A 12,590-nucleotide genomic window follows, 5' to 3' on the forward strand; every position below is an offset into this window, starting at 1 on the left:
CAAAGCTTAACTTACAAAAGTTAGGCTTTTCGCTTTATAGCAGTTCTGATTAAAATATTTAGAATGATGCTCAGTGTGTTACGTAATTATTGACTAAAAATTAGAATGTTATAGTGATAAACTGAATATAGTGCATATATTTGCAATCCTGAAAAGGGAAAGATGTTCAAACTTTAAAGGGAACAAAAGGAGTGGTAGTTCAGCTGGTTAGAATGCCTGCCTGTCACGCAGGAGGTCGCGGGTTCGAGTCCCGTCCATTCCGCGAAAAAAAAGTTTTTCAAATAAAATCCTGTAAATTAAGTGTTTACGGGATTTTTTGTTTTTGTGGAGTCCAAACAGTTAGTTTTTGCAAAAAAATGTGCAAACGATACGAAAGTTTACCAATGATAGAAATAGGGTAGGGAGATAGCATTCAACCAATATAAATTATCAAAATAGTTAAAAATCTCTCTACCTATTTGCTGCTTTCTTTTTTAACAGTTCTTCATATGCAGTGCCCTCAGGTTTTTCCATAGCATTAGAAATCTTGATTCCTGCTTTCTCAAACGCACCTATTAATCTTTTATCAAAATCAGCAATGTATAATGCAAAAGATGAAGAATCTTTTTCTTCAGGGATTGTTTTAAAAGGAATGTTCGGTTCTTTAAATCGATGTAAAACGGCTTGAGTACTATCATTTCCTTCTAAGAGAACAGAGTCGCCATGGTTTGTAATCTTAGCAACATAATCTTTGGTGAGGTATTTTAAGGAATCATTTTCTATTTTATACGGCAGTTTGAACCGGCCAACTTTCTGGTTATAAAAAACTACATATTGCGAATCAATATCAAATTCGCTATAGCCATTCGTTGTGGAAAACCGATGCCATTTTCCGATCAGTGAGTTTTTATTTCCATCTATATTTTTAGGATTTGGCGAATCGCAGGCAGAAAGGATAAAAATGAAAAAGGCGAAGAAATAAAAGATAGGTCTCATGGTAACTAATTGTTGAATAATATTAAAAGTATTTTTAATCCAGATAGGTAATCAGAGAGTACCTGCAGGTATATACTGCCCGGCTTATCGCCAGGCAGTAATGTTGTTGTGAACGGTTTAAAAAATGTTTACTGTGCCCAAATGGTACAATTAATATTACCATTCGTATTAGAGCCCCATGTTTCCGAAACCATAATGGCAGGAATATTTAACTGGCCAAGCGTATACCCGAAACTTTGCCATTTGTTGTAGTGGTTGGCAAAAGTAATGACATGATTTTGCCCGGTAGACGTTTTGGTAACCCGCGAGCTGTAAATCTGCCTAAAACCGTCGCCGCCATCTATATTTTTGCCTGTCATCCAACGGGTCCATACATTATAGCCTGCACCGTCAGTTTCAAATGTGCCCAGGTAAGTACCGGTATGCGGTGAAACTGCACCCCAGGTCTCATTCACATAATACTCATAATAAGGGCTTCTGCTCCATCCGTACCAGCCAAAAGTACCGCCTCCTGAGTTTGAATACGTACTCAGGTTATACCCTATCTTATAATTTTGTGATCCTACCGAATAACCTTTACCACAAGTAAAATTGCCGTTAAAACCGTTCCAGTTAACGCTGTAATTTCCACCAGTACCATTGGCGTAATTAACGGTACCGGTTGCACCGTCGCTTTTCCAAAGCGACCAAAAAAAGCCATTATGCGTACCCGATTGATAGGTTTCTACTGTGGCGACTGCTTTGTTGGAAGGAGGAGGAGTAGTGGCCGTTTCCGGCGCCATCTTCTCGTCTTTTTTACAGCCGGTTAAACCTGTAGCGCCTGCAAACACCATGGTTGCAGCTACAACAAAAGTAACTTTCCTGGTTACATTTGTTAGTAAGTTGTGTTTTTTCATAACGATATATAAATTGGTTAGGGAAGCAAAATAAATGTATTTAGAACCGATAGATGGCTAATAATTAGCAAATTTGTTATACAAATGTTTATACTAATATTGTATACTTTATATTATAGCGTTGTATTTATTTGTCATGTTTACCTGCGCAGGCAGTTCTGAAAACAAAAAGCAGAATACCTGCTAAAAACCGTTGGTTAGGGAGAAAAATTAAGGCCAATGCGTAACGTAGTTGAGATTTCTTACACACGATAGCGCTTGCGCTGGAATGAGGACCACTCTGTTTGAATCAGTGGTAACCTGTTGAAGGATCAACTTTCACTATCTGGCGTTTCAATACTTGTTTAAGCAAAATAAACTAGGACACAAGATTATTAAGTCCAAAAAATTACTCTTTGATTTTAAATCAATAAAAAAGCTGTACCCATTTTTTAGGTACAGCTCCATTATAAATTTATTCCGAGAAATACTTTAATCCAGCAATGTCCAGGTTTTTCTGGCTTGTACCTGTTGTACAACCTGCTGTTCGGCGACTACAATATTTTCTTTGCGCTGGCCGATGTATTCTAACCCACTTAATTTATTCCATAGGGCTACCAATACGTTCATAAATTCGCTGGCCATTACCATGCTGTTGTTAATCTGTTTATGGTCGTAAACCAATTCGATGGTTTTAGCTAACAGCTCTTCGAAATTTCCTGGCGTAACATCTTTCCACTCGTAAAAATATTTGAGCAGCTCTTCCCGCTCACGCGGATCAATCAGTTTGATGGCTGTAAAAAAGATATGGGCCAAACTCGAAAAATAACCGGTTAAAACAACGGGCGATTCGCGGTGCGCGATATTTCTGTATTCGTAAAATAAGCCTGCAATATAATCCACAATCTTTTCTGAAATCAGGCGGATATTCTTGCCTAATGGCGTAATATTATCGCGTCCTCCTGTTTTATCAATGATTTTGAAAGCAGCCAGTTGCAGATCGTTTAATAATACGCTGAAAGATTCGTAATATCTGATCAATGCCGGATGGCTTGTTATGGTAGAGCTTGGCGGGATATAACTGTTGTTGATCGATAATCTTCCATTTTCGTAGTAAACCTGTCCGATTGTTAAAAAATAGCTGTCGGCCGTTTGCGAACTCACTTCACTTTCCGGCAAAACAGCAATAGAATAGTTTTTAGTCAGTTCAGGATAACGGATCGGGCTTTCTTCAGGGTTTGGAGTACCTGTTGGTACGCGGTTAAACGGGCTTACAACCAACAAAATAACATAGTTACGCGGTTCTGATTGTCCGAAGTAATGGTTATGAACCAGGCTATCCATATTGTCAGACTGTGTAATATCAATATGACAGCCCTCTGGGGTAACGGCATTACAGTACCTTACCCTAATTTCGATGTGATTGGTTGCTTTTTCGATAATTTCGATCTCGTGAGAGCTTTTATAACCCGCAAAGGGAGGTAGAAATCCGTAATTGCTGTTATTTAACTGTAGTGATACGGCATCTCTGACAAAATCCTGCAAATAGAGATCGCTTACCGTAAAATGATCACTGGAAAGCTTCATGCCATTAATCCAATTGATGGATTTGTATTTAAGCGGCTTTATCATGGTAAATGTTTTTTATAGATTAGATAAAGATAGCACTTTCTCCAACTTCGTTGGGCTTATTTACATTTTCTGATACGCGTTTTGCGTAAATGGTCATTTTCTCTGTAATGCCATTTTCAATAATATCCAGATCGGGATCTATGAAAATATTACGTTTAAAAAAAGAAGTTTTAATAAAGAAAATCCATTTATAATTTTCGTGGTCATCGCTCCTGAATTCTACAGGGCTTTTCGCAAATTTCAGGTTGTAATCGTCAATAAACTTATGGAACCAGATACCAAAATTCATGTTTTCTACCGCTTTAACCTTTACTTTTAATGGCTCAGGATCGGTGCTCCTTTTATAAAGTTCCAACTCCAGCACCAAAAGCCTGTTGAAATCTACGTGGTCCATGTTAATGTCTAACGGTGTATCAGGATACCTCCAGATTTTGTAAATTTCTGAAGGAATACTTAACAGGGATACATAAGCCCACCAGAAAAGAAGCGGAACAAAGAAGCAGGCAATACTGCCCGCGCCAAACCAGCCGAAGTTTACCGAACTTAACCAATTAAAGGCGAGTTGGTATAAATATACCGATAAAATGGCCGCTACCAGGGTGGCAAAAAAGATAAATACTTTACGCTCCAGCAAATCTTTAGGGTAATACTTGGTTAGTAAATAAACAAACACTATGCCCATCAGAATGTAAAAAGTACAGCAGATAATGTAGCCCCATGGCATAAAATTAAAATTGAGGAAGCCCAGAAAACCTGGAATGGCTAAAATAATCCCGATGATCAGAACACTTACAATAAGTTTTTTGTTGTTTAAAAACTGGTTCTTCTTGTTAATGATGGAGAGTATTGCCGTTGAGACCATAAAGATCAGCGGAAACAAGAGAAAGCGAATAAAAAATGATTTAACGTCCATTAATTTTTATAGATGTGATGTACTACAAATATAGTATCTTTAGTATTTGATATGATTCTTATTTTTTTTCGATAATAAAAATTTAATCCTATAACAAAAATGCAAGCTTAAAGTTTACATGAAAAAAGAAACTTTCATTAATAACGAACTCTTTACAGATTACAAGGCAGTGGCTCATGCTGCTGATTTGATAGAACGTGATATTATAGCGGCAGATCGCATCGAAATTATTCCGTTAGGGCCAGATAAGCGTGCTTTTGCAAAGGACATTGAAGATACGAGTGTTTATTATTCTGAAAAAAGAAGGCAGGACCGTATCCGTATCAGTACCAATAGAGAGGGTTTATACGATATGCTTCCCGAAGGACTTTTCCACCGGCCACCAACAGGTAGCGCTGGTATGGATGAAGAATCGATGATTAAGGATATCAGAGAACGGAGGGAGGAGGAAAAGCAGGCCCGGTTATTTTTTATCCCATTTGATGCCGAAATTAATCATGTAAGAATTATGACCGAGCTGTATGAAAATATGCTCGATAAAAAAACAACCTATTCTCATTTAAGCCGGATTTTCGAATTTGGATGGGACGAATTTAACCTTCTAAACAAGGAGCAGAGCATTATCTGGATGCACCTGCTGCCTGAAATTCAGCAGAAAAGAAATGATGTCGATTTCGTGTCTAAAGTGCTTACTGCGTTGTTTAACCTGCCAATTAAAATTGTAGCTGCTACAGCTAATGTTAAGCCCATAAAAATTGCAGACGACCTGCAGATCCAGTTGGGCTCGGGTGCACTGGGTATTGATACCATTATAGGAGATAGTTTTATGCCGGAACATGAATCGTTCAATATCAATATTGGTCCAACTTCCCCCCAGGAGTTGATCAATTTTATTCCGGGGCAGAAGAACAGGGCCATTTTAGATATGGCCATCAGCTACTTGATGCCTGTAGATGCTGAAGTTAATGTTGAACTCCTTACCGCACCCGATTTGCAGGAAACGGTATTGAGTGCAGATGGTGAACATGCCTATTTAGGTTATACGGTTTATCTTTAAATTATACTGAAACTGCAATGCCATCATTTCGAACAGATGGTAAGATTGTAATGCCGCCGCGAAATCCTATCCGGGCAGACCTCTCCATTCCATTGCGTTTCATCCTTTTGCTATCGGACCGGGATGACGACATTTTATAGGTGAAGCCGCCATTGTAATGATGAAACCTGTTATTACAATGCCCTGTATAAAGCTGGTTTCAACAGTAACCGATAATGCACATTCATGGTGCTTCTTAAATTCAGTTTCGCCAGGGTAAGACTTAAAAGTTCTTCCCAATCTTGCGCACTGAGTTGAAGATTGTCTGCAGGTTCGATGATGATATCCGTCGTTTTAATAAAGCCTGCATTTGGTTTGTTGTCCATAATAATACCTTTAGCCAGGGTAACGCCTTTTAACTTATTCCCCAGTTCGTAGCGGCAAAAATTTATGACGTCGGCTTTGGTAATAATCCGGTCTGCCGTGGTTAACCCGTATTTGTAAGCCTGTACACTGTTCGTGGCATTTAACTTCGATCGGCCCCCCTTCGTTTGGCTCAGCAAAAAGATACTTTCGGCATTTACCTTATTGTTATCGTATAGCGCTAACCGGCTGCCTGCATTAATGTGGTTGGCCTCTTCCGCCTGTGTAACCCAGATATCTAAAAACAGAATATCTGCATCGTCAATCGGTTTTAATACAATATAGCTGGGTAATTCTTTAATGTCTTTTAATGCCGATCGGCTCTTTTGTTCAATAAGGGCTATATTTTGTTCTAAATTTTTAAGAATGGTACTTAAAAAATCCGGGCCGTATGCCGAAAATGAAGCTTTTTCATCCCTGAGCAGTTCAAACAGATAATCGACCAGTTCTTTTGCATTTCTGGTGTCGAAACGCTCGGTTCCACCATATCTGATGGAGAACGAACCATCACCTTTATCGTTCTCATTCGTGTAAGGGATTTCGTTATAACTTTTGCCTTTATTGTCTTTCAGATTTTCTACCGCCAGCATCTGGTCCATCGCTTCCGTTTTAATCGGAATGATATTGTTCATCGTTTTAAACCGGTGCTTAATCTGACTTAGCTTTTTATTCACCACTGGAAAAGCATTGATATATACATGAAGCTCATTCAGCATTTCCTGGTTAATGGATGCCGGGAATACTACCTTTAACCATTTCACGTTTGGATCAATCTGGTTTAAGGCATTTGGTTGGAAAATGTTAGCGAAAGCGGCTGGTAATTCTTGGCTGTCATCAATGTTAAAATCATTAAGATCACCAAGTGTAATGAATCTATTGCTGTAGAACTGTAATACATCGGCCTTAATTAGATTAAGCAACTGTTTATGATGAAACGGGGCTTCAATTTTACCCGTTAAAGGCTCATCCATAAACCTTTCTGTATAAGCCGTAATTTCGTTGTCTTTATAGAACCATTTTCCCAACGATAAAAGATCGTAAGTATTTTCAGGTACAGAATAATTTTTCCAGTCGAAAAATAAGTTCAGTTTATTAAAGTCCATCCAGTTTTTTAATCCGCTAAAACCCATATAAAGGGTATTCTTTTCAATAGAAAAACCTGGTAATGTATTCAGCACCGGCTGTTTACCCAATTGTTCTACATTAAAAAGTGTGTTTCCCGTGGCGAGGTATTTTATTGATGCATTATGAACTTTTACCGTGTGCAAAGGGCTAAAAAAAATGTCTGCTTTTTTAGCCTTATCATTTTCCTGCAGGATATTTTTTTTAAAGGCGAACTGGGTATATGGCGAAAGGTAATCTTCCTCTTCTATTGGCCTGGCATGGATAATGGCATGGGCGGGTAATGATGAGGTTAAATGATCGGGGGCTAAAATGCGGCTAATTTTGTCGAATATCCTGTTCTCCAGGTTTTTTACATCATTGGATACGTTAAAAAGTTCGTTGCTTAGGGCATCAATAATCAGCTTTACAAGCGGATCAAAATCGTTACTGTCTTTAACATTCCAAAAATCTTCGGCATTTTTTAGAATTCTATTTCTGATTTCATCTTTTGATGAATAAAAAACTGGTTTCATGTGTAGAATATTTTGAGCGTTTTAATTTTAGGTTGATAGTGGGCTAAGAAATAAGGCAGTATTAAAAAAATATTTTTCTCCTGTGGTTTTTATTAGCGCCCTCACGCTGATATCTACCTTTTTTTTGATCTCGGTTATCTTACGTAGCGGATATACGTTTTCTACCTCGGTAATGTGCACTTCAACTGAAGTATTATATATCCTAAATTCATAGTCGGTAATTGATTTTAGTAAAGATTTGCGGAATTTTTCTTCCCAGATGCTTTCACTTACAATTAATTCAAAATCAAGATCCCATATTTCGCAACCAAAATCGTTATGGAACCTGTGTTCCCCAAAACGGGTAAAAATAATCAGTTCTATGTGGTTAGAAATCGATTTACCCAGGTCAGTTGGCTGAAGTCCGTTACCTGAAAAAATGGACTTAAATCTGAATGGTTTATGATAAAAATTTTCAGACATTGACGGTTTGGCTTAAAGTTTGTTAAAAGTAAAGGAAATAAAATCGTTTTTATAACCAAACAACAAATATTAAAAATTGTTATAGTACGGTGATAATTTGAAAAGAAATGTGTGATTTTCAGTGAAAGTTGATGTCAGATTAATCATCAGGCTATTGTTATGTGAAACTATTAACCCCTCTATGAAACCTATTAACGCCATCGAAATCAGGAGTGCTTATACCAAGTTTATCTTAGACTTCGTACTGCTTACATTATTCTCTATTTTGTGCATTTATCTCTTTTTTGCGGCTTCCGGTTACGAATACAGCTTACTTGATAAAAAAGTAAAGGAAACAGAAAAACTTTCTTACCTCAGAAAAGATATCAATACGAATTTTGATCTTATTCAGGTCCGCTTTAAAGAACTTGCCCAGTATCGCGATTATAATGCAAACGAAATGAGCAAACAAAGTATCCTGCTCAGTGATATTCAGAGCGCCAATAACAGGATAAAAGATTTGATCTCTAAAAAAACCGACCCAAGTCCAAGTTTTGATCTGTACGAAAAACTGAACAAAAATGTCGGTGCAATGGCCGATTTACAAGATTCGCTTTTCCAATCAAGGAGTGATATTCAGCGATATAAAGAAAGGATAAACGAATGCCAGAAGGCAAACCAATCAGCAGCACAAAAAATCAGGAACGGTAGATACGGCAGGTAATTTAAAACGATATGATAAAATTAAGCATAAAAGAAAGACGCGAACAATTCTTGTTTTTTATAGCGTTGTTCGTTTTTACCGTTGGGCTTTTGAGCTTTGGGATTTTTTACAGCGATAAATCGCAGTACGAAATTTCTAAAGAAGAGCTTGAAGTTAAAATCAATGAGAATGAAGCATTCGAAAATATGGTAAAAGAAACCATGCCCACCATTGATACTACTTTTAAACAGATTACCCGTTACAATCCAAATGTACAGGCCGTTTTTTTAAAAAACGATATCCAGCTTTCATTAGGTTCAATCAAAGCTGCGTTTGATCGCAAGGCCTCAGATTCACGATATAAAATCTTTGTGCATACTGCACAGTTATACGATCGGTTATTTTACGATAGGCAAGAACAAAACAGAAATATTTCTGATATCGAACTGCATAAAAGACAGTTAGATGATTGCATTACCAACAGGCGTCAATTACAGCAAACCATATCTGCACGATAAACATCTTAAAAACAACCTATAAAAACGCTACCTATGTCTGATACAAACACCAAGCAAGTTAATTCAAATTCGCAGGGTTATGTTATTCTTTACATCCTGCTGGCTGTACTGCTCTTAACAGGCCTGATTTTCTTATTTAAAAGTTCATTGTTCGAAAAAAGGGCAATTGATGCGAGAATCCTTAAGGATGAAATTTATTTAAATGAGGATCTGGTTTTTACCGATAATACCCCGAAGGCCTCAAAATGGTTATGGGAATTTGGTAATGGCGAAAAAGCCACCACAAAAACAGGAACTTATCATTATACCAAGCCCGACACTTATATTGTGCGCCTAACCGTTGATGGTGAACTCCGCCAGGAATTCCCGGTTACGGTACGCGATACCGTGCATACACCGGTTGTAGATAGTGTACTCACCATTAGCGGCCCAACAGCCGGTTTGGTTAATGAAGAGATCAGGCTTGAGGGGGATGGCGCAGGAAAAGATTTTGAATGGTCTTTTGGTGAAACCGGCCGCGTTGATGTGAAAGGAAAAACCGCCTTATATACTTACCGTACACCTGGAAAATATGTAGTCCGTCTTCGGTCAGATAAAGCCCGTAAGCCTGCTTTTTTAACGGTTTTGATTACCGATCCCAATGCCGAAATCGTAGAAGATTTAGTTGCCCCTGGCGATGGAGAACGTAAAACCATTGATGATATCAGGGCCCGCTTACAAGCCATAGCTAACGGTGCAGATTTTAATTCCAATTATTATTACCTCATTAACAAATACATGTGCAACAATGAAAAAGTAACTGTAAATGTAGAGATGAACGGTAAGAAAAAACAGACTGATATTTATTCGTACTGTATGGGCTTAACCTTTGGGGGTGAAATAGCGGTAGACGAAGCACAATTAACCATTAAGCCAAATTCAACCTGTGCCAGTTTATTAAATATCAAACAACATTCCGGAACAGCTCAGCCTGCAGCAACAGCAACTACTGATGCTCCTGCGTTAAAAACAAAATAGATTAACATCTTAACCTAATTTTAAGCTCATCTACAATCAATATGAAAAAATATTATGCCTTAACTATCCTATTTTTAGGAATATCGTTTGCCCATGCACAATCACCGGCATCGTTTGGCAAAAAAGTGAAATACATGCCTAAATCATATGAAAGGCCAGCTGAAACCATAAATATTAACGATAATACCAGCAGAAGCAGCCTGCCGTGGATAGTTTTTTCCGATCGTGAAGATAATTATACCACAACAGCGCCAGGCGGAAGCCTGATAATGAAAAAGATCAGCTTCATGGAGCCTTTTTATGTTTCTAAAGAAGAAAACGGCTACCTGAAACTGATCAAGTATAAAGCGGGAATGATCAGGGGTAGAAAAATCAATGATAAAAAAAGTGCCATCAGTTACGGATGGATTGCAAAATCTAAACTGCTTTTATGGCAACGCGCATTTTCTAATCAAAAAACAGGTTATGCAGAGAAAGCCATTGGTATCGTAAATGGAAAAAATGCCTTAACCGAACCGAAATTTTATTTCGATACTACCGATTCTATTTTGGTTTATAACACGCCTGAACTTAAAGACAGAAGGGCCAAAGTGAGGTTGCACGAAATTGCTTACATCTACAAAAAATCAGAAGATGGTAATAAATATCTGATCGGTTCTGATGATCAGCTGGTTGCAGATAGTGCCCTGAAAAGTATTTACGGGTGGGTTTCTGCTGAGGCAGTTCACCACTGGGGCGATCGTTTATACATCACCTCCATTAAACCTGGCGATTACGACAAGGATGATTCTACGGCAATGGCTATTAAAAACGGAATCAATAACGGAACTGGTTTTGTCATAGATCCACTGTTGCCAAGGGAAAACCTGATCCTGCGTAGTGTGCCTGTTGTTTCAAACGAGGAAGGAACCAACACGGTAGGTATTGCGACAGATGTTTACAATAAAAAGGGTAATAAACTATTGACCATTAATGGTTCATCACTTTCTTATCAGGATTACCTGATGTTGCGTAAAAATAAAACAAAGGTAAATGTTGTTTTTGTAATAGATGGTGGAAGCCCGATGACCAAGTATCTTTCTGGAATGACCAACACCATTGGTTCATTTGAAAATATGATGGGCGATTTTGGCAAAGGTACAAAGGTAAATTATGGTGGTGTGGTATACCGGGGCGAAACCGGCTGTGGACAGCAGGGTATTTTTGTGAGTCCCATTCAGGATGATTACAGGAAATTCATGAACTTCCTGTCAAACCAGGCAAAAAATACCATGAGGTGTAACGGAGAGATTACTGAAAGCCCTGTTTTTAGCGCTTTAAAAGCAGGAATAAATCTATTTAAAGCGAAAAAGAACGAAACAAATTTAATTATTCTGGTAGGTAGTACCGGAAATACAGGCGGTACCAATAATTACCTCATTAATGAATTGAGCGAGCAGGTGGCCCTTGCCGATGCCCGCATTTTAGCCTTACAAGTGTATAGCGACTTTAACCAGTCGTTTAACGATTTTGTTATCCAGTCACGTAAACTGGTTTCAGAATCAGCCATCCGTGCGGCCGAGTATAGAAAAAATATAATGGTGAAAGGTGAAGGCTTAAAAAGTTTTCAGCCTTACAACACCAGCCTGCAAGATTCTATTTCTTACTACCTGGATTATCCTAAAAACAGTTTGATCCAGGGTGGTGTGGTTTTCCCGACCAAAGGATCGGTAAATTCCAACCAGAGCATGACGATTGCCTTGCGCCGTTTTATAAAAGAAACCAATATGGATATCAACAATCAGATCAGCTCTTTGGATAGTGCTTTCCGCTTAACGGGTATTTCACGTAAAAACCTATCAGCTGATGTTGAAGCTTTATTGCCTCAACCTGTTGGTATGGAAGTGGCCGATCGTATGCCGCATAATGCTTTTAAATACTATACCACTGCCAATGTATCTACCGATGTGGTGAAAAATAACCCGTCCACCTTGCAATATGCTATTGTACTGAACAACATGGAGTATAAACAGATTATAGATGTTTTTACGATCATGCTAGGGCAAAACCTGCAGGCAGATCAATCTTCTTTCAGAAGCAAGTTGGTTAAAAACTATGTAAGAATGCCTAAGCAGTTGTTGGGTATGAAAATATCATCTGGTGATATTAAGGCCATGACATTAACAAACTACATCAAGTTGGTTACGGGTTTGCCGCTAAACAATGAGTTTTTATCTAAATATACTGTAAGCGACTTGAAGAATACTTCTAAAATGCCGCTGGATCAGTTTGAAGCCTATATTAAATTATTGGATCAGTCCGTTCAGCAGATTAAAAGAGCTACTCAGATAGAACAGCAGTTTATTTCAAACGGTAAGATATACTACTACATTACCGAAAATAATTTTAACCCGGCAGTATTGCCTACAACCAACTAGGCT

General features: G+C 38.1%; 11 protein-coding genes and 1 tRNA gene. 6 read left to right on the forward strand and 6 right to left on the reverse strand.

Features of this window, described 5'->3' with window-relative positions; all coding sequences use genetic code 11:
* Nucleotides 1–188: 188 nt before the first annotated feature.
* A tRNA-Asp gene (locus tag ABEG20_RS19210) sits at nucleotides 189–262 on the forward strand.
* Between the two features lie 188 nt (nucleotides 263–450).
* On the opposite strand, the gene ABEG20_RS19215 is transcribed toward ABEG20_RS19210, so the two are convergent.
* From ABEG20_RS19215 to ABEG20_RS19230, 4 genes are all read right to left on the reverse strand, one after another.
* Nucleotides 451–975, reverse strand: coding sequence for a hypothetical protein (locus ABEG20_RS19215; RefSeq protein WP_406824850.1), 525 nt, complete (start codon nucleotides 973–975; stop codon nucleotides 451–453).
* Nucleotides 976–1,103: 128 nt separating this feature from the next.
* The gene (locus ABEG20_RS19220) at nucleotides 1,104–1,871 is read right to left on the reverse strand and encodes a glycoside hydrolase family 11 protein (RefSeq protein WP_406824851.1); all 768 of its coding nucleotides are present in this window, start codon (nucleotides 1,869–1,871) and stop codon (nucleotides 1,104–1,106) included.
* A gap of 471 nt (nucleotides 1,872–2,342) precedes the next feature.
* Nucleotides 2,343–3,482, reverse strand: a complete 1,140-nt coding sequence (locus tag ABEG20_RS19225) for a hypothetical protein (protein ID WP_406824852.1) — start codon at nucleotides 3,480–3,482, stop codon at nucleotides 2,343–2,345.
* A 19-nt stretch (nucleotides 3,483–3,501) separates the two neighbouring features.
* Nucleotides 3,502–4,395, reverse strand: a complete 894-nt coding sequence (locus ABEG20_RS19230) for a TssN family type VI secretion system protein (protein WP_406824853.1) — start codon at nucleotides 4,393–4,395, stop codon at nucleotides 3,502–3,504.
* Nucleotides 4,396–4,513: 118 nt separating this feature from the next.
* Between ABEG20_RS19230 and ABEG20_RS19235 the strand changes: the two genes are divergently transcribed.
* Nucleotides 4,514–5,452, forward strand: coding sequence for a type VI secretion system baseplate subunit TssG (locus ABEG20_RS19235; RefSeq protein ID WP_406824854.1), 939 nt, complete (start codon nucleotides 4,514–4,516; stop codon nucleotides 5,450–5,452).
* A 173-nt stretch (nucleotides 5,453–5,625) separates the two neighbouring features.
* Here the strand turns inward: ABEG20_RS19235 and ABEG20_RS19240 are convergent, their stop codons facing one another.
* Nucleotides 5,626–7,491, reverse strand: a complete 1,866-nt coding sequence (locus ABEG20_RS19240) for a hypothetical protein (RefSeq protein WP_406824855.1) — start codon at nucleotides 7,489–7,491, stop codon at nucleotides 5,626–5,628.
* 27 nt (nucleotides 7,492–7,518) lie between these two features.
* The gene (locus tag ABEG20_RS19245; RefSeq protein ID WP_406824856.1) at nucleotides 7,519–7,953 is read right to left on the reverse strand and encodes a GPW/gp25 family protein; all 435 of its coding nucleotides are present in this window, start codon (nucleotides 7,951–7,953) and stop codon (nucleotides 7,519–7,521) included.
* 181 nt (nucleotides 7,954–8,134) lie between these two features.
* Here ABEG20_RS19245 and tssO point away from each other — a divergent pair, with 181 nt between their 5' ends.
* The 4 genes from tssO to tssR are packed head-to-tail and all read left to right on the forward strand — an operon-like array spanning nucleotide 8,135 to nucleotide 12,587.
* Nucleotides 8,135–8,656, forward strand: a complete 522-nt coding sequence (gene tssO, locus ABEG20_RS19250) for a type VI secretion system TssO (RefSeq protein ID WP_406824857.1) — start codon at nucleotides 8,135–8,137, stop codon at nucleotides 8,654–8,656.
* Nucleotides 8,657–8,667: 11 nt separating this feature from the next.
* A complete protein-coding gene (locus tag ABEG20_RS19255) occupies nucleotides 8,668–9,153 on the forward strand; it encodes a type VI secretion system transmembrane protein TssO (RefSeq protein WP_406824858.1) in 486 nt (161 codons plus the stop codon).
* Nucleotides 9,154–9,186: 33 nt separating this feature from the next.
* Nucleotides 9,187–10,170 carry a PKD domain-containing protein gene (locus tag ABEG20_RS19260; protein ID WP_406824859.1) on the forward strand — a complete coding sequence of 328 codons (984 nt, stop codon included), beginning with the start codon at nucleotides 9,187–9,189 and terminating at the stop codon, nucleotides 10,168–10,170.
* A 41-nt stretch (nucleotides 10,171–10,211) separates the two neighbouring features.
* Nucleotides 10,212–12,587 carry a type VI secretion system protein TssR domain-containing protein gene (gene tssR, locus ABEG20_RS19265; protein WP_406824860.1) on the forward strand — a complete coding sequence of 792 codons (2,376 nt, stop codon included), beginning with the start codon at nucleotides 10,212–10,214 and terminating at the stop codon, nucleotides 12,585–12,587.
* Nucleotides 12,588–12,590: the final 3 nt, after the last annotated feature.

The sequence above is a fragment of the Pedobacter sp. KACC 23697 genome, assembly GCF_045348445.1.
In the GTDB taxonomy this organism is placed as follows: Bacteria; Bacteroidota; Bacteroidia; order Sphingobacteriales; family Sphingobacteriaceae; genus Pedobacter.

Bases quoted from the DNA above. Each gene is read 5' to 3' on its own strand.
- ABEG20_RS19230 (WP_406824853.1), bottom strand. From the start codon at position 4,395: ATGGACGTTAAATCATTTTTTATTCGCTTTCTCTTGTTTCCGCTGATC.
- ABEG20_RS19235 (WP_406824854.1), top strand. From the start codon at position 4,514: ATGAAAAAAGAAACTTTCATTAATAACGAACTCTTTACAGATTACAAG.
- ABEG20_RS19245 (WP_406824856.1), bottom strand. From the start codon at position 7,953: ATGTCTGAAAATTTTTATCATAAACCATTCAGATTTAAGTCCATTTTT.
- ABEG20_RS19225 (WP_406824852.1), bottom strand. From the start codon at position 3,482: ATGATAAAGCCGCTTAAATACAAATCCATCAATTGGATTAATGGCATG.
- ABEG20_RS19220 (WP_406824851.1), bottom strand. From the start codon at position 1,871: ATGAAAAAACACAACTTACTAACAAATGTAACCAGGAAAGTTACTTTT.
- ABEG20_RS19255 (WP_406824858.1), top strand. From the start codon at position 8,668: ATGATAAAATTAAGCATAAAAGAAAGACGCGAACAATTCTTGTTTTTT.
- ABEG20_RS19260 (WP_406824859.1), top strand. From the start codon at position 9,187: ATGTCTGATACAAACACCAAGCAAGTTAATTCAAATTCGCAGGGTTAT.
- tssR (WP_406824860.1), top strand. From the start codon at position 10,212: ATGAAAAAATATTATGCCTTAACTATCCTATTTTTAGGAATATCGTTT.
- ABEG20_RS19215 (WP_406824850.1), bottom strand. From the start codon at position 975: ATGAGACCTATCTTTTATTTCTTCGCCTTTTTCATTTTTATCCTTTCT.
- tssO (WP_406824857.1), top strand. From the start codon at position 8,135: ATGAAACCTATTAACGCCATCGAAATCAGGAGTGCTTATACCAAGTTT.
- ABEG20_RS19240 (WP_406824855.1), bottom strand. From the start codon at position 7,491: ATGAAACCAGTTTTTTATTCATCAAAAGATGAAATCAGAAATAGAATT.